The organism is Rhodanobacter sp. MP1X3, from assembly GCF_014207165.1.
Classification (GTDB): domain Bacteria; phylum Pseudomonadota; class Gammaproteobacteria; order Xanthomonadales; family Rhodanobacteraceae; genus Rhodanobacter.
In genome coordinates, this window is sequence record NZ_JACHCO010000001.1 from 189,968 (window position 1) to 211,538 (window position 21,571).

A 21,571-nucleotide genomic window follows, 5' to 3' on the forward strand; every position below is an offset into this window, starting at 1 on the left:
ATCCGTTCGGACGATGGCGTCGATGTGGATGATTCGCGCAGGCTGGCACGGGCGCTCATCGCCGTCACCGATCTTGTGACGATCGGCATCGTGGCTGTGACAAGCGGCACGAGTACGCACGCAGATGGCTGGAAATCCGTGGAGATGGATGCCGGGTGATGCATTGATCCGACGTGGCCACACCATCGCCTCGGTCACACCGCTGGCAGGAGCATATCGACCGCTTGTCACGTCATCGCAGGCGGTCGTCACAGGAACGATGCGGCCCACGGTCACACCATGCAGGCTGCACGGGCGGCTATGTCGCCGCGGACGAGGACAGCAAGATGCGCAAGCAATACCTCTTCAGGATCGGCATGGCATGTCTTGCCGCGACGACGATGGGAATCATGAGTGCGTTCGTGGCGACTTCCGACGCGTATGCGAGCACAGCGGACGAAACCGCCAGGAACGAGGCAGCGGTGATCGCGGTCGACCAACACTGGCTGGAGGCGGAAGAGAGCGGTGACACCGCGTATCTGGATGATCTGCTGCTGCCTGATTACCGTTCGGTCGGCGCAGATGGCATTGCACATTCGAAGTCCGCCATCGTGGCGCACGCGGAGAAGAACCGTGGCTCGGACACCGAGCGCCGCACGGTCGAGGCGTGGATCAAGGCGCATCCGTCGGGCAAGAGCGTGGTGCTCCACGGCGACACCGCGATCCTGTCGTTCTACGACCCGGCGTCGGGGCCGCAGCAGGGCGTGCGTTCCTCCGACATCTTCGTTTACGTCGACGGCCGCTGGCATGCGCTGTATTCGCAGCACAGCGGGTTCGGCAAGGGTTAGCTGTTCACCACGGAATGATTTCGCCGTCGCGGAAAAAGCCACCGGTCGTCGACGATCTCCCGGGCAGGCACGCCGCCCAGACGACGCCTTGCGCGCTTGCGCTGACCGGTCTTCCGCCGGCGCCGCCCATCTCCGTATTGGTCCATCCGGGGCACACCGCATTGACCAGAATCCCGCTGCCAGTCAGCTCCGCTGCCAGCGCACGGGTGTAGCTATTCAACGCGGCCTTCGAGACGCGATAGGCCGGGCAGCATTCGCCGTCGATCGTGCTCGAGGCACAGCCGCTGGACAGGTTGACGATGCGGCCAAAGCCGAACGGTCGCATCAGTGGCAGCATCGCCTCACTCAGCCGCCATGCGCCAAACAGGTTGGTGTCGAGCGCAGCGTGAACGGTGTCAATGTCGATCGATGAAGGTAGCTCACCCATGTCGTAGTAGGAACCGGCATTGTTGACGAGGACGTCCAGACGTCCATAGGTGTTTTCGACATATCGCGCGGCGGCATCGATGTCTTTCTGCTGGGTGACGTCAAGCTTGATCGCCGTTACGTCCGCACCATCAGTACGCAGCCGGCGCGCGGCGCTTTCGCCGAGCGCCAGTTCACGACTGCCCAGCAGCACGGTCATGCCGGTGGCCGCCAGCTGCCGCACGATCTCCACACCCAGTCCGCGGTTGGCGCCGCTGACCAGCGCAATCTGCTGCACCAGCGGTGGGGCGGTGAAGAGCGAAGAGGCGCGCTGCGACTTCCTGCGCGCCGGCGAAGGCGCGGTGTTCATGGCGCGCTGACCAGCGTATCGCAATGCTCGTCAGCACAGGCCTGCCAACCGCCGCCGAGTGCCTTGTACAACGCGATGGCTTGCAGGTTGATACCGGCTTCGGCTTCGGCCAGCTGGTCCTCGGCGCTCAGCTGCGTGCGCTGGGCGTCGAGCAGCTCCAGATAGTCGGTCGCGCCGGCTTCGTAACGAATGCGTGCCAGCTCGGCGGCGCGGGTGCTCTGAGTGGCCTGTTCGTCCAGCTTCTGCACGCGCACGCGTTGCTGGTTGTAGCCGACCAGTGCGTTGTCGACGTCTTCCAGCGCGCCGAGCACGGTGCGCTGATAGTTCGCCTTCGCCTCATCGGCACGCGCCTCGCTGGCCTTTACGCCGGAGCGCACGCGCTGCACATTGAGGCCGGCCCAGCTGATGCTGGGTGCCATCGACCATGCACGCGATTCGGCGCCACCGAAGTCATTGCTGCGCCCGGCAAGAAAGCCGACAAAGCCGCCCAGCGAAATATGCGGAAACCAGTCTGCCTTGGCCACACCGATACGGGCATTTGCTGCCGCGAGTTCGCGCTCCGCGACGCGGATATCAGGCCGGCGTGCCAGCACATCGCCCGCATTGCCGATCGGCAGCGAGGTATCGATCGGATGAAAGGTCTTTGGTGACAGGTCGATATCCAGTTCACCCGGGCGTTCACCCAGCAACACGGCGAGACGGAAGGTGTCAGCTTGCGCCTGAGTCTCCAGCACGGGCAATTGTGCTTCCACGGCGGCTAGCCGCGCGCGGGCGCTGGCGACGTCCTGATCAGAGCCGGTGCCGACATCGGCGCGGCTCTTGATCAGTTTCAGCGAGTCACGCTGGTTGTCGATGTCGCGCCTTGCCACGTCGAGCCGCAGCTGGGTGCCGCGTAAGTCGAAGTAGTGCCGGGCTACCTCGGCGAACAGCGTCACCTGCGCGTCTTGCAGCGAGGCTTCGCCCGCCTGGCTATCAGCGCGTGCGGCCTCGACGGAACGACGCACGCCGCCGAAAAGATCCAGCTCCCAGCTGGCATCAAAGCCGGCCTGATAGTTGGTGATGGTCTCGCGACCGGTGGTGAAGCCGGGCTGCTGTTCGCGGCTGCGCGAGTAGCTGGTCTGCGCCTCGATATCCGGCAGCTGCTGGGAGCGTGCGGTACCGAGCAGTGCGCGTGACTGGTTGAGCCGCGCCAGCGCGATTTTCAGATCCGGACTGTTCTTGGCGGCACGCGTAATCAGCGCACCGAGCGTGGTGTCATTGAACTGTGTCCACCAGTTCGCCTGGAAATTGATCGGCGACTGCTGTGTAGCATCGACACCCTGCAGCGTGACCGGCTTCTCGACCGGGTGTTTATAGTCCGGTCCGACCGTGATGCAACCGGCGAGGAGCAGTGCGCTCGCGAGCGCACTCAAACGGTAAAGGGAAGTCATCTTAGTGTTCCTCGAAAGCGGGTGCCGGCAGCGCGACGTGGCTTGCCTTGCGCGCGGCCCGGCGTGCGGCGCTGTTCTCGCTCCAGCGGCGGATCAGCACGTAGAACAGTGGCGTGAACAACAGGCCGAAGAAGGTGACGCCGAGCATGCCGGAGAACACCGCCACGCCCATTGCGTGACGCATCTCCGCGCCAGCGCCGTGCGACAACACCAGCGGCACCACGCCCATGATGAACGCGAACGAGGTCATCAGGATCGGGCGAAGCCGCAGCCGGGCGGCTTCCAGTACGGCCTGTACGCGGTCCAATCCTTCGAGGATCTGCGCCTCGCGGGCAAACTCCACGATCAGGATCGCGTTCTTGCACGCCAGGCCTACCAGCACGATCAGGCCGATCTGGGTGAAGATATTGTTGTCGCCGCCGCTCAGCCACACCCCGGTAATCGCGGATAGCAAAACCATCGGTACGATCATGATCACCGCCAGCGGCAGGGTCAGGCTTTCGTACAACGAGGCGAGCACTAGAAATACCAGCAGCACCGACAGCGGGAAGACCAGCACCGCGGTATTGCCGGCGAGAATCTGCTGATAGGTCAGCTCGGTCCACTCGAACGACATGCCATTCGGCAGGTTGGCCTTGGCCAGCCGCTCCATCGCATCCTGCGCCTGGCCCGAGCTGTAGCCCGGTGCTGCGCCGCCGTTGATTTCAGCGGTCGGGAAACCGTTGTAATGCTGCACGCGATCCGGACCCACGCTCTGGCGCACGCTGACGAACGAACCCAGCGGCACCATGTCGCCCTTGGCATTGCGCGTCTTCAGCTGAGTGATGTCCTGCGGCTCATGCCGGAAGCCGGGCTCGGCCGAGACATTCACCTGGTACGTGCGACCGAAACGATTGAAGTCGTTGACATAGAGCGAGCCGAGATAGGCCTGCATGGTCTGGTAGACATCACTCAGATCGATACCTTCGGCCTTGGCCTTCTCGCGATCCACGTCGGCATCGATCTGCGGCACACTGACCTGATAGCTGGAGAACAGCCCGGCCAGTGCAGGCTCCTTCTGGCTTGCCGTGATGAGGTTCTGGGTCTGCTTGTACAGTTCCTCGAAACCCTGGTCGCCGCGATCCTCCACCTGCAGGCGGAAGCCGCCGATGGTGCCCAGACCGTTGACCGGTGGCGGCGGGAAGATCGCGATGTATGCCTCCTGGATCGCTGCATATTTCTGTTGCAGCGCTGCCGTGATCGCGCCGGCCGAGAGCGAGGCATCGCGCCTCTCCTCGAACGGTTTCAATGTGACGAAGACAATGCCGGAGTTGTTGCTGTTGGTGAAACCGTTGATCGACAGGCCGGGAAATTCAACGGCACTCTCCACGCCCGGTTGCTGCAGCGCGATGTCACTCATCCGACGAATCACGGCTTCGGAACGATCCAGCGAGGCGGCGTCCGGCAGCTGGGCGAATGACACCAAGTACTGCTTGTCCTGTGCCGGCACGAAACCGGTTGGTACCTTGGCAAAGCCGAACAGGCCAAGTAGCACCAGGCCGCCGTAAAGAATCAGCGCCACCGAACCGGCACGCAGCACCCGCTGCACGCCAGCGACGTAGCCGTTGGCACTGCGCACGAAGAAGCGATTGAACGGACGGAATAGCCATCCAAACGAACGATCGATACCGCGGCTCAGCGCGTCCTTGGGTGCGCCACGCTCTTTCAGCAACAAGGCGGATAGTGCCGGGCTCAGGGTCAGCGAGTTGAATGCCGAGATCACGGTGGAGATTGCGATGGTCAAGGCAAACTGACGATAGAACTCACCGGTCAGGCCGCTGATAAACGCCGCCGGCACAAACACAGCGCACAGCACCAAGGCGGTCGCCACGATCGGGCCGGTGACTTCCTTCATCGCCTGACGCGTGGCGTCCTTTGGCGATAGGCCATGCTCGATATGCCGTTCGACGTTTTCCACCACCACGATGGCGTCATCCACCACAATGCCGATCGCCAGCACCAGTCCGAACAGCGACAGCGCGTTGAGTGAAAAGCCGGCCAGATGCATGACCGCGAACGTACCCACCAGCGACACCGGTACGGCTACCAGCGGGATGATCGAGGCACGCCAGGTCTGCAGGAACAGGATCACGACCAGCACGACCAGCACAATCGCCTCAAACAGCGTGTGCACCACCGCCTCGATCGAGCCGCGCACGAACACGGTCGGATCGTAGACGATCTTGTAGTCGACGCCTTGCGGGAAATCCTTCTTCAATTGCGCCATCGTGCTGCGCACTTCGTCGGAAATGTGGATCGCGTTGGAGCCCGGCCGCGCGAAGATCGGTACCGCCACCGCCGGCTTGTTGTTGAGCAGGCTGCGCAGCGCATAATTGTTTGAGCCCAGTTCCACCCGCGCGACATCGCGCAGGTAAGTCACGCCGCCGTTTGGATCGGTGCGCACGACGATCTTGAGGAATTCGTCCTCGGTGACCAGTCGGCCCTGGGTGTTGATGTTGAGCTGGAAGGCGTTGTTGTTCGGGCCGGGCGATGCATTCAGTGCGCCGGCCGCCACTTCGACGTTCTGCTCGTTGATCGCGTGCACGATGTCACCGGTGGTCAGGCCACGGTTGGCCAGGCGCTGCGGGTCCAGCCATACGCGCATGCTGTATTCGCCGGCGCCGAAAATCTGCACGTCGCCGACACCGTCGAGGCGGGCCAGCTGATCCTTGATGTGCAGGCGCGCATAGTTCGACAGGTACAGCATGTCGTAGCGCTGATTCGGCGAAATCAGGTGCACGACCATGGTGAGGTCGGGTGAGCTTTTCTGTGTCGTCACACCAAGCCGCTGCACTTCTTCCGGCAGCCGCGGCAGTGCCTGCGCCACGCGGTTTTGCACCTGCACCTGGGCATCGTCGAGATTGGTGCCCAGTGCGAATGTCACGGTGAGCGTCATGGCGCCGTCGCTGGTCGATTGCGAGGCCGTGTAGAGCATGCCTTCGACGCCGTTCATCTGTTCTTCGAGCGGCGTGGCGACGGTCTCGCCGATCACTTTCGGATTGGCGCCCGGGTAGCTGGCGTGTACCACCACGGTCGGCGGTACCACTTCGGGGTATTCGCCGATCGGCAGCTGGAATAGCGAGATGGTGCCGGCGATCAGCAATAGCACCGACAGCACGCCGGCGAGGATCGGTCGATCCACAAAATATTGAGCGAGTTTCATCGGATCAGTCCTGCGCGCTGGTCAGCGCATTGCCTTTGGGTGCGCTGCCACCGCCGCCACTCGCCAGTTGATTGGCGTTGGGGTCGAGACTGCGGGTCGCCATGGCGACCTTGGTTGGGTTCACTTCCATGCCGGGGCGCACGTGCTGCAGACCGTTCACGACCACGACATCGCTGGCGCTCAGGCCATCGGTCACCACGCGCAAACCGTCGAGCAACGGACCGGTGGTGATCTTGCGATAGTCGACCTTGCGATCCTTGTCGAGTACGTAGACAAACTTGTTGCCGAGATCAGTGCCGACAGCGCGGTCGTCGATCAACGCACGCGGCTGTTTGCTCTCGCTGCGCAGTTGCATGTGCACGTAGAGGCCGGGGGTGAAGCTGGCATCGGTGTTGTCGAATACGGCGCGCAGACGGATGGTGCCACTGGCCGCGCTCAGCTGGTTGTCGACGAAATCGATGTGGCCGTCGTGCGGGAAGCCGGTTTCATCAGCCAGCGCCATCGCGATCTGGGGAGCTGCACCATGCTCGCGACGCAGGCGATCGAGTTTGAGGTAGCTGTGCTCGTCGACATCGAAATACGCATAAACCGGATTGACGCTGACCACGCTGGTCAATACGTCGTTCGGCGTGACCAGGTTGCCTGCGGTAATCAGCGCATTGCTGACGCGACCGTCGATCGGCGCACGTATCTCGGTGAACTCGCGATTGAGGCGCGCGGTCTCCAGCGCGGCGCTATCCGCGGCAACCTGTCCCTTCGCGCTTTGCGACGCCGTGCTCATGCGGTCGGCTTCTTCGCGCGACACCGCATGCTGATCGAGCAGTTTCTGCGCACGCTGGGCGTTGGCATCGGCCAGCACCAGTTCGGCACGCGCCTGGCCCAGATTGGCCTGTAGCCGATCGACTTCAGCCTGATACGGGCGCGGGTCGATCTGGAACAGCAGTTGGCCTTTCTTGACCAGCGCCCCTTCGGTGAACTGCACACTATCGACGTAACCGCTGACGCGGGGCCGCAGTTGAATCGTGTCGACGGCCTGCAGGCGGCCGGTGAACTCATCGGCATCGCTGATGGTGCGTACCAGGGTCTGTGCGACGGTGACGGATGGCGGTGGTGGCGCGCTGTTGCTCTGGGCGTGGGTCTGGCCGTGTTCGCCGAGTACTGCCCAGCTGCCGATGACCAGCGCAATGGCCAGCGCGAGGGGAATCCAGCGCTTTTTGGTGTGGTTTGTTGACATCATCAATCTCCAGAACAGGGCGCAGGCGGCAGGGCCGTCAGCGAAGGCTGGGAAGAATAGGTGTACCAGTCGGTATAGATAATCCGTTCATCAAGCACTACACTCGTGAGCCAGAATCACGAATCAACGGAAAAACCGCGCTATGGAAGACTTTTCAGCCATATCGACCTTCGTTCGCGTGGTCGAAGCCAAGAGCTTTGCCGCTGCCGCCAGCCAGTTGGGCATGACGCCTTCCGGGGTCAGTCGTGCCGTGGCCCGGCTGGAAACCCAGCTCGGCACCCGACTGTTGTCCCGTTCGACGCGATCGCTGCGGCTGACCGACGACGGTGCGTCATTCCACGCCCGCTGCAAGGAAATCCTGGCCGATCTTGCCGAAGCGACCGAAGCCCTAGGTCACGCGCGCATTCATCCGGTGGGCAAGCTGCGCGTCGCCGCTCATTCGGCGATTGGCCGCTCCGCGCTGATTCCGAATCTGGTCGAGTTCGAGGCGCGCTATCCGGATATCCGGCTCGAACTGGCGATGTGCGATTACCCGTTCGATCTCAACGAAGAAGGCTACGATTGCGCCATCCGCATGGGCGTGCTGGAAGATTCCAGCCTGATCGCGCGCAAGCTTGGCCACTTCAACAACGTGCTGCTCGCTGCGCCCTCCTATCTGGCTCGACATGGAGTGCCGAATACGATTGACGATCTGCGCCAGCACCATTGCATCAACTACGTTTTTCCGAGTACCGGCAAGGCGTATCAGTGGCAGTTCGACACGCCGAGCGGTCGGGTCGAACTGGATATCGATGCGCATATGCTGATCAACGACGGCGAGTCGGTGATTCAGGCGGCGGTCGCCGGCCTGGGCATCATCCAGGTACCGCACTGTCTGGCCGCGGCTGCGTTGGCCAAGGGCGAGCTGGAAATCGTGATGACCGATACGATTTCCACCGGCTCACCGCTGTGGATCGTCTACCCGCAGAAGCGTCATCTATCCGCGCGGGTGCAGGCGTTCATCGAATGGGTCAGCGAGCTGTTCCAGCGCACTTGCGAACCGCAGTGTCTGCTCAATGCGCGGCTAGCCGCAGATGCTGCGACGAAAGAGATCGAGCGAATCGCCGCCTTGGCGTGAGCGACCGGCAGTGGGCGCTATCAGCCGCCCGCCGGCACCAGCAAGAGCAGCGCCAGCCCCAGCACGATGCGGTAGATCGCAAACGCAGTGAAGCGATGGCTGCGGATATAGCCAAGCAGCCACTTCACTGCGACAAAGCCGACGATCAGTGATACCGCAAAGCCGACGACCAATGCGGTCCAGTTTTCGTTCGCGGCGCTACCATCCTTCAACACTTTCAGCAGCTCGTAGCCGGTTGCCGCGTACATGGTCGGGATACCCACCAGAAACGCGAACTCGGTGGCGGCGGCGCGGTTGCTGGTACCGGCCAACATCGCCGTAAAGATGGTTGCGCCCGAACGTGAGGTGCCGGGAAAGACACCAGCGATCATCTGCGCAATGCCGACCAGAATCGCTACACGCCAGGTCACCTGTGTGCGATCGACCTGCCGCGCCGCGATTTGTTCGGCCACGATCATCCACACGCCACCGATCACCAGCGCCCAAGCGACGGGCGTTATTGTCTCGGGCAGCTTGAAGTGAAAGTGCACCACGATGATGGCGCCAAGCACCGAGGTAATGAGAAAACTCACGATCAGCTTCAGCAGATAATCGCGATTGGTCGGTTCGCGCCACTGCGAAAACAGCTGCCAGATGCGCTTCCAGTAAATGAAAGTGATCGCGAGAATCGCGCCCGCCTGGATGCCGACGTTGAACAGATCCGATCGCGCACCCAGCCCGAATTTCTCCGCGATCAGTAGATGGCCGGTGCTGGAAATGGGCAGAAATTCGGTGATGCCTTCGATGATGCCAAGCAAGATAACGTGGATCAAATCAGTCAAGAGAAGCAAGCCTTCGATGAAGCGGCGCGGCCGCAGACAAGGCAGCCTAGCTTAGGTGCAAGCGCTTCGCGAAATCTGCTTAGACACGGCCGCTACAGGGCGATATCGCTGGCCGAACGCGTGCTGCGATGCGCCAAGGTTCGTGGTATTCGTCCCGCCAAGCCGTCGCTGCGACGTCTTCGCCACCGTTGCAGCGGCGGCAACTTCAATACCGGTCCAGGCATGCAGGCGCAGAGGCCCAAAGCAAAATAAGTCGAAAATAATTGCGTCACAGTATTGCAATGCACAAAAAACTGAGGCAGGATCAAGTCGTCAGCAAGGTTTGCAACGTTATGTGCGGCAGCGTCGATTGACGCGCCAGCAGCGTTCGGAAATCTCTCGTCGCAGGGATCTCAGTCAACTATTGGTGCATGGTCGCGCTGCGATGGAACCGCGTCTCTCCGGTTTTGTCGCGCCGACTGTTTGAAACATCGTCCCGTTGAACATTGCCGTCGCTCGCATCGTGGCCGGCGCCCGGGATTGCAGTGGTGCTTTTACGACAAGTCGCCAGCGCCTTGGCAGTTCCGTCGAACAAAACCCCTTGTCGAATCATCAAAACTTCGCTTTTCCGTGTGGTCGCGAAAGCACCGCCGAAGCTGTTTCGTTGCCGATGCGTAAGCCACCTCAGGCGGATCGCCTTGTCGACTTTGTCAAAGTCGCGGTAAGTTATGGACGTCCAGACGTCCATGCGATCTGCGCTTCACACATAAGCCTAGGAGCAACACGATGAGGCGAACGACGCAGTGGCTGCTTGCAAGTGCGGTGATGTTGAGCGATCCGATGGCTGCAATGGCGGATGATGCACCTGAAGCGCCTGCCGACAAGGTCGTCGGTAGCGTGACGGCAACGAACGATTATCTGTTCCGCGGCCTGTCGCAAACCAATCGCAAACCGGCGTTCCAGCCGGGTATCGAGTACGACGATGCCAGCGGCTGGTATGTCGGCACCTGGGGCAGCAACATCAGCTGGTTGTCCGATGCGTCAACGCCAGAAGCGCGCATTTCCAGCAGCCTGGAAATCGATATCTACAGCGGCTATCGCGGCAATCTGAGTCCTGACTGGGCTTATGACGTCGGTCTGTACACGTATTACTACCCCGGTACCTATCCATCAGACTTCACCCGTCCGTACACGACGGAAGCCTATGCATCGCTGACCTGGAAGGGTATTGCGCTGAAGTACTCGTACGCGCTCACCAACCTCTTCGGCTTCCCGGATAGCAAGAACAGCGGCTATGTGGATCTGTCCTACAACGATGAGTTCAGTCCCGGTTGGACCTTGAACTCGCATGTCGGGCATCAGGATGTTTCGAATACGCCGGGTTTTTCCTACACCGACTGGAGGGTGGGCGTGACACGCGCCTGGGCCAATGGTTATTCGATTGGCCTCGGCTACTACGACACGAATGCCAAGCGCAGCGCTTACACCAACGCTGATGGACATTTCGTTGGCCGTGCCACCGAGATTCTCACGCTCAGCAAATCATTTTGATTCGAAAATTTTTGAATAAGGTACTTTTGGACCACCGGCTTTTTGAAAAAGTATTTACCAGCCGCAATGGGTGACCACTGCGGCATCAACGTCTGGAGATAGGCATGAAATTGATCAGCTGCATCATCCGGCCTTACAAGCTGGACGAAGTGCGTGAGGCGTTGACCAATGCCGGTGTCAGTGGCATTACGGTGAGCGAAGTACGCGGCTTCGGACGGCAGAAAGGCCACACCGAACTCTATCGCGGCGCGGAATACGTCGTGGACTTTCTGCCCAAGCTCAAGCTCGAGGTGGTGATTGCCGACGAGTTGCTCGATACGGTGCTGGAGGCCGTTCAGCAGTCGGCGAAAACCGGTAGCGTGGGTGACGGCAAGATATTCATCAGCACCATCGAACAAGTCATCCGCATCCGAACCGGCGAACTCGACGCCGACGCCCTCTAAATCCTGCCCTGCGAGGTTTCCATGAAACAGCTTCTGTTGATCCGCCACTCGCGCAGCCTGCCGGGGTGTATGACGTCATTCGTGTTCTTGTGTCTGCTTCTGCTGGCACCTTCTGCCTTCGCTGCAGCACCCGTGGTCCAGGTGGTCGACAAGGGCGACGTGGCTTGGATGCTTACCTCGACCCTGCTGGTGCTGCTGATGACGGTGCCGGGCCTGGCACTTTTCTACGGCGGCCTGGTGCGTGCAAAGAACGTGCTGTCAGTGCTGATGCAGGTGATGACGGTGTTCTCGATGATCCTGGTGCTGTGGGTCATCTATGGCTACAGCCTGGCGTTCACCGAGGGCAACGCGTTCATTGGCGGCTTCAGCAAGGTGTTCCTGCATGGGGTGACCAAGGACACGCTGTCGGCCACGTTCACCGCCAACGTGTCGCTGCCTGAGTACGTGTTCATCGTGTTCCAGTCCACCTTCGCGGGAATCACGGGTGCACTGATCGTCGGCTCGTTCGCCGAACGCATGCGCTTCCGCGCCGTGCTGGCGTTTACCGCACTGTGGTTCACCTTTGCCTATCTGCCGATCGCGCACATGGTCTGGTTCGGGCCTGACGGCTTCATGTTCGCCAAGGGCGCGCTGGACTTTGCCGGCGGCACCGTGGTGCACATCAATGCCGGTATCGCCGGTCTGGTCGGTGCTTACATGGTGGGTCCGCGACTGGGCTTGGGCAAAGAGTCGATGAAGCCGCACAACGTGACTTTCACCATGGTCGGCGCGGCCCTGCTCTGGGTGGGCTGGTTCGGCTTCAATGCTGGCTCCAACCTGGAAGCCAACAGCGGTGCCGCCCTGGCCTTCATCAACACCTTGCTTGCAACAGCGGCTGCGGTGCTGTCGTGGCTGCTTGTCGAAGTCGTCAAAAGAGGCAAGCCGTCGATGGTCGGTGGTGCTTCCGGCGCTGTTGCCGGCCTGGTCGCCATCACTCCGGCTTGCGGCACGGTGGGTCCGATGGGCTCGCTGGTGATTGGTGCGCTGGCGAGCGTCTTCTGCGTGTGGGGTGTGACCGGGCTGAAGAAGATTCTCAAGGCCGACGACGCGCTCGATGTGTTCGGTGTGCATGGTATCGGCGGCATCGTCGGCGCTTTGCTCACCGGCGTTTTCAGCGCACCGGTGCTCGGCGGTACCGGCTTCGGTACCGGCAACACCACGATTGCCCAGCAGTTGGGTGTGCAGGCGCTCGGCGTGTCGATCACGCTAGTGTGGAGCGGCGTAGTGTCAGTGATCGTCTACCTGATCGTGAAGCTGATCTTCGGACTACGCGTCAGCCCAGAAGCCGAGCGCGAAGGTCTGGATATCAGCTCGCATGGCGAGAGCGCATACGAGGCTTAACCTATCCGACATATCGGTATGGCAGGTTCACGCCTGCTCGGCCTGGGTCTGCCATACCGCATTGCTTCATAATGGTGCAAATAACGTGCAGAATTGCCCGTGTATGATGCGATACGTCACGCTGCAGCCGTCGCCAATGGCGCAACTGCGGATGAAATCGCGGTTTCACGCCATGGCATGACGCTTGCTAAAGCTGCCTGTCACTCACCATCCGAGGTTGTTCGTATGTCCGCCAAGAAAGTGCTCGATCTAATTCAGGAACACGAGGTCGAGTTCGTCGACTTCCGCTTCGCCGACATCCTCGGTGTCCACCATCACGTCAGCTTTCCCGCCCACGCGATCGACGATTCGACGTTCGAAGACGGCAAGATGTTCGACGGTTCGTCGATTTCCGGCTGGAAAGGCATCAACGAGTCGGACATGGTCCTGCTGCCCGATCCGGATACGGCCTATCTCGATCCGTTCAGCGCACACACCCAGCTGGTTCTGCATTGCGACGTGCTCGAGCCGTCGACCATGCAGGCCTATGGCCGCGACCCGCGTTCCATAGCCAAGCGCGGTGAGGCGTTTCTCAAATCCACCGGCATCGCCGACACGGCCTTCTTTGGGCCGGAACCCGAATTCTTCGTCTTCGATTCGGTGCGTTGGCAGAACGACATGGGGCATGCCTTCTACGAGATCACCTCGCAGGAAGCCGCGTGGAGCTCCAAGTACAAGTACGACGGCGACAACACCGGCCATCGCCCCGGCATCAAGGGCGGCTACTTTCCGGTCAGCCCGGTCGATTCGCTGGGCGATCTGCGCGCCGACATGTGCAAGGTGCTGGAGTCGCTCGGTCAAACCGTCGAAGTGCATCACCACGAAGTGGCCAACGCCGGTCAGTGCGAGATCGGCGTCAAGTTCAACACGCTGGTCAAGAAGGCCGATGAGCTGATCACCATGAAGTACGTGGTGAAGAACGTCGCGCATCAGAACGGCAAGACCGTTACCTTCATGCCCAAGCCGATCGTCGGCGACAACGGCAGCGGCATGCACGTGCATCAGTCGCTCAGCAAAGGCGGCGAGAACCTGTTTGCCGGTGACCTTTACGGCGGCCTGTCGCAGACCGCGCTGTGGTACATCGGTGGCATCTTCAAGCATGCCAAGGCGATCAACGCATTCTCCAACTCCACCACCAACAGCTACAAGCGTCTGGTGCCAGGCTTCGAAGCGCCGGTGATGCTGGCCTATTCGGCACGTAACCGTTCGGCCAGCTGCCGCATCCCGTACGTGGCCAGCCCGAAGGGTCGCCGCATCGAGGTGCGCTTCCCCGATCCGATGCAGTCGGGCTACCTAGTGTTCACCGCGCTGATGATGGCCGGCCTCGACGGCATCATCAACAAGATCGACCCGGGTGCCCCGGCCGACAAGGATCTGTACGACCTGCCGCCGGAAGAAGAGAAGAACATCCCGCAAGTTTGCTCCAGCCTCGATCAGGCACTGGAAGCGCTCGACAAGGATCGCGATTTCCTCAAGGCCGGCGGCGTGTTTACCGACGACTTCCTCGATGCCTATATCGAGTTGAAGATGAAGGAAGTCACCCGCTACCGTGCCAGCACGCACCCGGTCGAGTTCCAGATGTATTACTCGCTCTGACTTCGACGGAAGTCGCAACAAAAAACGGACGCCTCGGCGTCCGTTTTTTATCGTCGATGCCTATGCTCATCGAACACAGGCAGGGTATTCAGGCGATCTCGTCCGAGCCTTCGTTGACGCCTTCGAACAGGAACGTCGACAGATAGCGTTCACCGGTATCCGGCAGCATCGTCAGCAGTACCGAACCGTCCGGCGCATCGCGGGCGACTTCAAGCGCAGCGGCCAGCGTGGCTCCTGCGGAGATGCCGACAAAGATGCCCTCCTTCTGCGCCAGCGCGCGTGCGGTGTCGCGCGCCAGCACGTCATCGACCGGCACGATACGCTCGGCAATCTCGCGGTTCAGCACGCCCGGCAGAAAGTCCGGCGTCCAGCCCTGGATCTTGTGCGGCTGCCATTCCTTGCCGGACAGCAGCGCGGCGCCGGCCGGTTCGGTGGCAATAATTTTTACGTCCGGTCGGGCTAGCTTGAGTACCTCACCCACGCCGGTGATCGTGCCGCCGGTGCCCCAGCCGCTGACGAAATAATCCAGCCGGCGACCGGCGAAATCGCGTAGGATTTCCGGCGCGGTGGTATTGCGGTGGTAGGCGGGGTTGGCCGGATTGTCGAATTGATTGGCAAGAAACCAGCCGTGCTTCTGCGCCAGCTCGGCTGCCTTGCGTACCATGCCGGTGCCACGTTCGGCGGCTGGCGTCAGCAGCACCTTGCCGCCATAGGCGCGGATCAGCTTGCGCCGCTCTATCGAGAATGTTTCGGTCATCACCGCCACAAACGGATAGCCGCGAGCCGCACAGACGGCGGCCAGGGCGACGCCGGTATTGCCAGAGGTGGCTTCCACCACGGTCTGGCCCGGTGTCAGCACACCGCGTTTTTCGGCATCGAGAATGATCGCCAGGGCGAGCCGATCCTTCACCGAACCAGCCGGGTTGAACGCCTCCACCTTGACATAGATCTCGACATGCTTGGGTGCCAGGCGGTGCAGCTTCACCACCGGTGTGTTGCCGATCGTGTCGAGAATGCTTTCGTAGATCATGGTGACTCCGGTGGATGGATAGGGGGTAGGAATCATCGCTCGCCTTGGCGAACGTTTTCGTTATCGACGATGAATCGCACTCAGCAGGTTTCCGCCCATGCGCCGCTCCGGGGCCGGTAGCGTTTTGATCAGCACCTTGCCATGCATCGGCGCAACTGCCGCGCCCACTGGCGCCTGACCAAACCATGCCAGCGACTCTGCCAGCGCAGCCACCTCGCCGAGGATCAGCAGCGCGGGCGAGTGCACGGCATGCGTGGTTGCCCGCTCGGCCAGTTGCGCCAGCGCACCGATGATCACGCGCTGGTCGGCACGCGAGCCGTTCTCGATCAGTGCGAATGGCGTCGACGCGGCTCGGCCGTGCGCGATCAAGTTGGCCTGCAGCGTCGGCAATTCGCCGACCCCCATATAGACCGCCAGCGTCTGTCGCTCCTGCGCCAGTGCTGGCCAATCGAGCGTGTCCATCGATGAGCGGCAGTGCGCGGTGACGAAACGTACCGACTGCGCGTGATCGCGATGCGTCAGCGGTATGCCGGCATACGCAGCGCAGGCCACTGCGGCAGTGATGCCGGGCACCACTTCATAGGGAATGCCATGATCGCGCAGAAATTCCAGCTCCTCGCCACCACGGCCGAATACAAAAGGATCGCCGCCCTTGAGGCGAACCACACGCTTGCCGGCGCGCGCATGTTCGAGCAGCAGCGCATGGATGCCGTCCTGCGTGGTGTGGTGGTTGCCGGCCTGCTTGGCGACCTCGATGCGATCAGCATCGCGTCGCGCCAGATCCAGTACCTCGGTACTCACCAGTCGGTCATGCAGAATCACATCCGCTTCGTTCAGCGCACGCAGCGCACGCAGGGTCAGCAAGCCGGGATCACCGGGCCCGGCACCGACCAGCACCACCGATCCAGAGGCATGCGTCGGAGTCGATGCCAGCAGATGCTCTGCGGCTTCGAGCGCGCGATCCGGTTGCCCTTGTCGCAGCAATCTCGCCACCGGGCCGGTGAAAAGATCCTCGTAGAAGCTCCGTCGGCCGGCCAGGTCGGGATACCGCAGGCGAATGCGCTTGCGTAGCTTTGCCGCCAGTGACGCCAATGCACCGAGTGAATGATCGAGCAGGGTTTCCAGCCGTTCGCGCAGCAGCCGCGCCAACATCGGCGCATCGCCGCCGCTGGAAATGGCGATGGTCAGTGGCGCGCGGTCGATCACCGCCGGCACATGGAAGCTGCATAGCGCCGAGTCATCCACCACATTGACAAAAATCCGTCGCGACTCGGCTAGCGCGGCGACGCGCTTGTTCAATGCGTTGTCCGACGTGGCAGCGATGACCAGCCAGACCGTATCGAGCCACGTATCGTCGAACGGCCCGCTGCGCAGAATGATTCGTCCTTCATCGGCCCAGGCCTGCAGCTGCGGCGTTAACTCGATCGCGTGCACGGTGATCTGCGCTTGTGCATCGAGCAGGGCGGCAATCTTGCGTTCGGCCACGGCACCACCGCCCACCACCAGCACGGCGCGGTGGGCAAGATCGGCGAACAGCGGATACAGCTTCATCGTCACCTGGTGACTAACCTCAGTGGATCGACCACGCTACGAGGCGCGCCAAGGCAAGACAAATGATTTGTTTCGCCTGGCTTATGCCGTGCGGTTATGTCCGGTATGCCGCTTGTGTCATATCCGTTCGGACAGACGTGCAGACGTCTAATCATTTTTGACAGAGCCTTCAGCAAAGGTTTGCGTCACAACCAACCGCCACCCATGGGTAATGGTTGCCAATCAATTTGCGCGGCGACTGGCGCAATAACCATCATTGCGCCAGTCGCCGCGGCTTGCATGTCATCTGGCAGGCAGCTGCCACGATCAGCCGTTGATCAATCCCGTATTGCGCAGCAGCGCGAGAATCTGCCGGGCCAACACCGCCGGCTCCGCCGCGTTGCCATCTACCCGCAGTTCGGGTCGATCCGGCACCTCGTAGGGATCGCTGACGCCGGTGAAGTGGGCGATCTTGCCCGCGCGTGCCTGCGCATACAGGCCCTTGCGATCGCGCGCTTCGCAGACCTCGATGGCGGTGGCAACGTGGATCTCGACGAAGTTGCCGTGCGCCTCGACCAGAGCCCGCACCGTGGCGCGATCATCCGCGAACGGTGCAATCGGTGCGCAGATGGCAATGCCGCCGTGCCGCACGATTTCGCTGGCCACGTAGCCGATGCGGGTGACGTTTGCCGAGCGGTCCTCGCGTGAAAAGCCCAGTCCGCGTGACAGATGCTTGCGCACCTCGTCGCCGTCGAGCACGGTGACCGGACGGCTGGTACGCTCCAGCAGCTGCGCGATCACCGCCTGCGCGATGGTCGATTTGCCCGAGCCCGACAGGCCGGTGAAGAACAGCGCGAAACCGCGCGCCGCTTTCGCCGGATGGCGTTCGCGCAGGATATCCACCACCTCCGGAAAACTGAACCATGCCGGGATCTCGCTGCCTTCGTGCAAATGGCGGCGTAGTTCGGTGCCGGAGATATCGCGCACGTCATCGCCGGCCGTCACGTCGGTGGACGGCAGATATTCATCGCGATTGGCCGCGTATACCATCGCCGGAAACGGCACGATCTGGATACCGAGCTCGTCCTGATGCTGAGTCAGCAACTGCTGCGCATCGAACGGCCCATAGAACGGCCGCCCGCTGGCGTCGTTGCCGGGGCCGGCGTGATCGCGGCCGACGATGAAATGGCTGGCACCGTAATTTTTGCGGATGATCGCGTGCCACAGCGCCTCGCGCGGACCGCCCATGCGCATCGCCAGCGGCAGCAGCGATAGTTTCGCGCTGTCCTGTGGATACTGCGGCAGCAAGGCGCGATAGCAGCGCACGCGGGTGTAGTGATCGACGTCACCGGGCTTGGTCAGTCCGACCACCGGCTGGATCAGCAGCTTGGCACCAACCTGTAGTGCGGCGCGCAGGGTCAGTTCGCGATGCGCGCGATGCATCGGGTTACGCGTCTGGAACGCGACGATGCGACTCCAGCCGTTTTCCGCGAACCACGTGCGCAGGGCGCGCGGCGTATCACGCAGTTCGCTGAAGTCGTGGTGTTCCGGTGGTTGTACACCGCGCAGGCGACCGCCCAGGGCCACCGGCTGCGTCCGCTCGAGCAGTTCGGCGACGCCGGGATGCAGGCGATCGGTGCTGCCGAAAACCTGCTGCGCTTCGTGCAGGCGGTCCGGTCGATAGATATCCTGTACCTCGAGCACGGCCAGCGGTACGCCCTGGCTATCGCGCAGCGCCACTTCGGCACCTGCGGTTATCGTTGCAGCTACGGCCTCGCTGACGTCCAGCGTGATCGGCATCGGCCACAAGGTGCCGTCGGCGAGACGCAGATGCTGGACCACCGACTCGTAGTCACGCTGACCGAGAAAACCATCCAGCGGCGAGAATGCGCCACTCAGCAGCAGTTCGAGATCGCACAGTTGGCGTGGATTGAGATCGATGCCGGGCAGGCTGGCGCTGTGCTGCTTGAGCGCCTCTGCGTCAGCGTGCGGCAGATAGAGTTCTTTCAGCACGCCGCCGTGTGGCGCGATGAGTGAATCGAGCGGAACGGCGTCCGATGTCGGGGCAAGTGCAGTGTGACTCATGGCAAAGGTATCCAGTCGGATGGAGCAGAAAAGTCGGGGTAGAAAGCCGTCGCGTCGCAATGGCCGGTTCGGTTACGCGAGCTTGTGGATGCCACACTCGCGCTTGAGTCCGAAGAAACGGGTGTCCTCGGCTTCCATGCCGGGCTCCCAGCGACGGCTGGTATGCCGGTCGCCGATCGACACGTAACCCTGGTCCCACAGCGGGTGATAGGGAAGGTCGTGTTTTTTCAGATACTCGCCGACGTCGCGATCGGTCCAGTCGGCGATCGGATGGAATTTCCAGCGTTCACCGGGGCGTTCGACAAAGTCGATCTCGGCGCGGCTGCGTGACTGGCTGCGACGCAAACCGGCAAACCAGCCGTGCGCGTCAAGCTCATCCAGTGCGCGCTGCATGGGCTCGACTTTGCGAATGTGGTTGTAGCGATCCAGTCCGTCGACGCCCTGTTCCCACAGGCGTCCGTAGCGCGCCTCCATCCAGCTGATGCCGATGCGCGGACGGTAGACCTTGAGGTTCAGTCCAAGCCGCTCGGTCAGCTCGTCGACAAAGAGGTAGGTTTCGGTGAATAGGTAGCCGGTATCGATCAGCACCACCGGAATATCCGGCCGTTGCCGAGTCACCATGTGCAGCGACACCGCCGCCTGCGCGCCAAAACTGGACGACAGCACGTGTGGGCCCGGCGTATGTTTCAGCGCCCAGGCCACGCGCTCTTCCGCACCCAGCGTGGCCAGTTCCGCGTTGATCCGCGGCAGCGCCTCGGGGTCATGCAGATCGAACGAAGGTTCCAGCCCGCTCATGCCACCACCTGCGAGGCAATGCGCCGCAACGGCAGCGCTGCGAGAACAGCGGCGCGCAGCAGAAAATCGCCAAAGCCTTCCGCGTCGGTACGCTCGGCAGCGTAACGTGCGAACAGCGGGTCAAGCGCGTCGAGGATTGCCGCCTCGTCGATGTTCTCGCGATACACCTGGTTCAATCGCTCACCGTGGAAATCGGCACCCAGGCGCAGGTCATAGCGCCCCGGTCCGCGACCGACCAGGGCGATCTCGCCCAGGTATGGCCGCGAGCAGCCGTTCGGGCAGCCGGATAAACGCAGGAGAATCGGTGCTTCAGTCAGGCCGTGGCGGTCGAGCAGAGACTCGAGTTTCGGTAGCAGCTCCGGTACATAGCGTTCGCTTTCCGCCATTGCCAGTCCGCAGGTCGGCAGGGCAACGCAGGCGACCGCGTGGCGACGGATGCCGCTCTGTTGCAAATAGCCGTCCAGATGATGCTCGCGCACAATCGCGTCGATGCGCGTACGATCGCCGGCCGCGACGTTCGCCACAATCACGTTTTGATTGCAGGTCATGCGGAAGTCGCCGGTGTGCACTTTGGCCAGCTCGCGCAGTCCGGTCAGCCAGCGACGCTCGCCGACGTCGGCCAGACGACCGGATTCGATATGCAGCGTGAGATGCCACTGGCCATCGTGACCTTGTACCCAGCCGTAGCGATCGCCGTTGTGTTCGAAGCTATAAGGGCGCACTGGCGCCAGCGCAAAGGCCAGGCGCGATTCCATCTCGGCCTTGAACGCATCCAGCCCGCGATGATCCAGCGTGTATTTCAGTCGTGCATGTTTGCGCTCGCTGCGGTTACCCCAGTCGCGCTGTACCGTTACCACCGCCTCGGCCACTGCCAACAGCTGATCGGGCGTAATGAAACCAATCAGGCTACCCAGTCGTGGGTAGGTGGAGTCATCGCCATGGGTCACGCCCATGCCGCCACCGATGGCGACGTTGAAACCGCGTAGCGCACCGCCCTCGATGATGGCGATCAGACCCAGGTCCTGCGCAAACACGTCGACATCGTTGAGCGGCGGAATCGCCAGGCCGATCTTGAACTTGCGCGGCAGATACGTTGGTCCGTACAGCGGCTCGTGATCCTTGACCGGCGGTTTGGCAGGCTTCGGTTCGCTGACCAGAGCTTCGCCGTCGAGCCAGATCTCGTGATACGCGTGGGTCTTCGGCGCCAGCTCGTTCGACAGCAGCGTCGCCAGTGCATAGGCCTCGGCATGCGCGGCCGATTCGATCGGGTTGGCCGTACTCACCACGTTGCGCACGACGTCGCCGCAGGCCGCGATGGTGCCGGCCAGTGACGCGTGGATCGCCGCGATGGTCGGCTTGAGGTTGCGCTTGATGATGCCGTGCCATTGAAACGTCTGCCGCGTGGTGATGCGCAGCGTGCCGTTGGCATGTTCACGTGCGATCTGGTCGAACACTAGCCACTGCGCCGGCGTCACCACGCCGCTGGGCAGGCGCGCACGCAGCATGAAGGTGAACGCCGGCTCCAGCTTCTGCTTGCGTCGCTCGTCGCGCAGGTCGCGATCGTCCTGCAGGTAGCTACCATGGAATTTCAGCAGTTTGTTGTCGTCATCGCTGATCGCGCCGGTGATTGGATCGGCCAGACCTTCGACGATGGTGCCGCGCAGAAAGTTGCTGTTCGCCTTGACCCGCTCGAAATCGGACGGTGGTGTGGTAACCGGGATGGAGGTGGTCGTCATA

17 protein-coding genes are annotated in these 21,571 nt (G+C 62.0%); 6 read left to right on the plus strand and 11 right to left on the minus strand.

The window, feature by feature from the left end; all coding sequences use genetic code 11:
• Positions 1–326 precede the first annotated feature (326 nt).
• Complete coding sequence (locus HDE79_RS00815; RefSeq protein ID WP_184600031.1) at positions 327–827, plus strand: nuclear transport factor 2 family protein; 501 nt, start codon at positions 327–329, stop codon at positions 825–827.
• Positions 828–831: 4 nt separating this feature from the next.
• Here HDE79_RS00815 and HDE79_RS00820 read toward each other — a convergent pair whose 3' ends face one another.
• Genes HDE79_RS00820 through HDE79_RS00835 form a run of 4 tightly spaced genes read right to left on the minus strand, consistent with a single transcriptional unit; the run spans position 832 to position 7,468 of the window.
• Complete coding sequence (locus tag HDE79_RS00820; RefSeq protein WP_184600032.1) at positions 832–1,602, minus strand: SDR family NAD(P)-dependent oxidoreductase; 771 nt, start codon at positions 1,600–1,602, stop codon at positions 832–834.
• Entirely contained in the window at positions 1,599–3,032 is a 1,434-nt protein-coding gene (locus HDE79_RS00825) for an efflux transporter outer membrane subunit (protein WP_184600033.1), read from the minus strand. Before HDE79_RS00825 ends, HDE79_RS00820 begins: the two co-directional genes overlap by 4 nt.
• 1 nt (position 3,033) lies before the next feature.
• Positions 3,034–6,234 (minus strand): multidrug efflux RND transporter permease subunit, encoded by a 3,201-nt coding sequence (locus HDE79_RS00830; RefSeq protein ID WP_184600034.1) that lies wholly within the window; start codon positions 6,232–6,234, stop codon positions 3,034–3,036.
• 4 nt (positions 6,235–6,238) lie between these two features.
• Positions 6,239–7,468 (minus strand): efflux RND transporter periplasmic adaptor subunit, encoded by a 1,230-nt coding sequence (locus HDE79_RS00835; protein WP_184600035.1) that lies wholly within the window; start codon positions 7,466–7,468, stop codon positions 6,239–6,241.
• A 142-nt stretch (positions 7,469–7,610) separates the two neighbouring features.
• Here HDE79_RS00835 and HDE79_RS00840 point away from each other — a divergent pair, with 142 nt between their 5' ends.
• Positions 7,611–8,585: a LysR family transcriptional regulator gene (locus tag HDE79_RS00840; RefSeq protein ID WP_184600036.1), complete on the plus strand. Its 975-nt coding sequence runs from the start codon at positions 7,611–7,613 to the stop codon at positions 8,583–8,585.
• Positions 8,586–8,605: 20 nt separating this feature from the next.
• Here HDE79_RS00840 and HDE79_RS00845 read toward each other — a convergent pair whose 3' ends face one another.
• Both HDE79_RS00845 and HDE79_RS00850 read right to left on the minus strand, forming a co-directional pair.
• On the minus strand, positions 8,606–9,406 hold the full coding sequence (locus HDE79_RS00845; RefSeq protein WP_184600037.1) for an undecaprenyl-diphosphate phosphatase: 801 nt from the start codon (positions 9,404–9,406) through the stop codon (positions 8,606–8,608).
• A gap of 400 nt (positions 9,407–9,806) precedes the next feature.
• On the minus strand, positions 9,807–10,133 hold the full coding sequence (locus HDE79_RS00850) for a hypothetical protein (protein WP_184600038.1): 327 nt from the start codon (positions 10,131–10,133) through the stop codon (positions 9,807–9,809).
• A gap of 38 nt (positions 10,134–10,171) precedes the next feature.
• On the opposite strand from HDE79_RS00850, the gene HDE79_RS00855 reads away from it, so the two are divergent.
• The 4 genes from HDE79_RS00855 to glnA all read left to right on the plus strand — a co-directional run bounded on the left by HDE79_RS00855 (position 10,172) and on the right by glnA (position 14,394).
• Positions 10,172–10,936: a TorF family putative porin gene (locus HDE79_RS00855; RefSeq protein WP_184600039.1), complete on the plus strand. Its 765-nt coding sequence runs from the start codon at positions 10,172–10,174 to the stop codon at positions 10,934–10,936.
• 104 nt (positions 10,937–11,040) lie between these two features.
• A complete protein-coding gene (locus HDE79_RS00860) occupies positions 11,041–11,379 on the plus strand; it encodes a P-II family nitrogen regulator (protein WP_184600040.1) in 339 nt (112 codons plus the stop codon).
• Positions 11,380–11,400: 21 nt separating this feature from the next.
• Entirely contained in the window at positions 11,401–12,759 is a 1,359-nt protein-coding gene (locus tag HDE79_RS00865) for an ammonium transporter (protein ID WP_184600041.1), read from the plus strand.
• A gap of 225 nt (positions 12,760–12,984) precedes the next feature.
• Positions 12,985–14,394 carry a type I glutamate--ammonia ligase gene (glnA, locus tag HDE79_RS00870; protein WP_184600042.1) on the plus strand — a complete coding sequence of 470 codons (1,410 nt, stop codon included), beginning with the start codon at positions 12,985–12,987 and terminating at the stop codon, positions 14,392–14,394.
• 88 nt (positions 14,395–14,482) lie between these two features.
• Here glnA and cysK read toward each other — a convergent pair whose 3' ends face one another.
• From cysK to cysI, 5 genes are all read right to left on the minus strand, one after another.
• Complete coding sequence (cysK, locus tag HDE79_RS00875; protein ID WP_184600043.1) at positions 14,483–15,424, minus strand: cysteine synthase A; 942 nt, start codon at positions 15,422–15,424, stop codon at positions 14,483–14,485.
• A 60-nt stretch (positions 15,425–15,484) separates the two neighbouring features.
• Complete coding sequence (gene cysG / locus HDE79_RS00880; protein WP_184601051.1) at positions 15,485–16,975, minus strand: siroheme synthase CysG; 1,491 nt, start codon at positions 16,973–16,975, stop codon at positions 15,485–15,487.
• 306 nt (positions 16,976–17,281) lie between these two features.
• Positions 17,282–19,039, minus strand: coding sequence for a bifunctional sulfate adenylyltransferase/adenylylsulfate kinase (locus HDE79_RS00885; protein WP_184600044.1), 1,758 nt, complete (start codon positions 19,037–19,039; stop codon positions 17,282–17,284).
• Between the two features lie 72 nt (positions 19,040–19,111).
• Positions 19,112–19,834 (minus strand): phosphoadenylyl-sulfate reductase, encoded by a 723-nt coding sequence (locus HDE79_RS00890; protein WP_184600045.1) that lies wholly within the window; start codon positions 19,832–19,834, stop codon positions 19,112–19,114.
• Entirely contained in the window at positions 19,831–21,570 is a 1,740-nt protein-coding gene (cysI, locus tag HDE79_RS00895) for an assimilatory sulfite reductase (NADPH) hemoprotein subunit (RefSeq protein WP_184600046.1), read from the minus strand. The genes HDE79_RS00890 and cysI overlap by 4 nt, the downstream gene beginning before the upstream one ends.
• Between the last annotated feature and the right edge of the window lies 1 nt (position 21,571).

Bases quoted from the DNA above. Each gene is read 5' to 3' on its own strand.
- HDE79_RS00815 (WP_184600031.1), top strand. From the start codon at position 327: ATGCGCAAGCAATACCTCTTCAGGATCGGCATGGCATGTCTTGCCGCG.
- HDE79_RS00820 (WP_184600032.1), bottom strand. From the start codon at position 1,602: ATGAACACCGCGCCTTCGCCGGCGCGCAGGAAGTCGCAGCGCGCCTCT.
- HDE79_RS00825 (WP_184600033.1), bottom strand. From the start codon at position 3,032: ATGACTTCCCTTTACCGTTTGAGTGCGCTCGCGAGCGCACTGCTCCTC.
- HDE79_RS00830 (WP_184600034.1), bottom strand. From the start codon at position 6,234: ATGAAACTCGCTCAATATTTTGTGGATCGACCGATCCTCGCCGGCGTG.
- HDE79_RS00835 (WP_184600035.1), bottom strand. From the start codon at position 7,468: ATGTCAACAAACCACACCAAAAAGCGCTGGATTCCCCTCGCGCTGGCC.
- HDE79_RS00840 (WP_184600036.1), top strand. From the start codon at position 7,611: ATGGAAGACTTTTCAGCCATATCGACCTTCGTTCGCGTGGTCGAAGCC.
- HDE79_RS00850 (WP_184600038.1), bottom strand. From the start codon at position 10,133: ATGGACGTCTGGACGTCCATAACTTACCGCGACTTTGACAAAGTCGAC.
- HDE79_RS00855 (WP_184600039.1), top strand. From the start codon at position 10,172: ATGAGGCGAACGACGCAGTGGCTGCTTGCAAGTGCGGTGATGTTGAGC.
- HDE79_RS00860 (WP_184600040.1), top strand. From the start codon at position 11,041: ATGAAATTGATCAGCTGCATCATCCGGCCTTACAAGCTGGACGAAGTG.
- HDE79_RS00865 (WP_184600041.1), top strand. From the start codon at position 11,401: ATGAAACAGCTTCTGTTGATCCGCCACTCGCGCAGCCTGCCGGGGTGT.
- glnA (WP_184600042.1), top strand. From the start codon at position 12,985: ATGTCCGCCAAGAAAGTGCTCGATCTAATTCAGGAACACGAGGTCGAG.
- cysK (WP_184600043.1), bottom strand. From the start codon at position 15,424: ATGATCTACGAAAGCATTCTCGACACGATCGGCAACACACCGGTGGTG.
- cysG (WP_184601051.1), bottom strand. From the start codon at position 16,975: ATGAAGCTGTATCCGCTGTTCGCCGATCTTGCCCACCGCGCCGTGCTG.
- HDE79_RS00885 (WP_184600044.1), bottom strand. From the start codon at position 19,039: ATGAGTCACACTGCACTTGCCCCGACATCGGACGCCGTTCCGCTCGAT.
- HDE79_RS00890 (WP_184600045.1), bottom strand. From the start codon at position 19,834: ATGAGCGGGCTGGAACCTTCGTTCGATCTGCATGACCCCGAGGCGCTG.
- cysI (WP_184600046.1), bottom strand. From the start codon at position 21,570: ATGACGACCACCTCCATCCCGGTTACCACACCACCGTCCGATTTCGAG.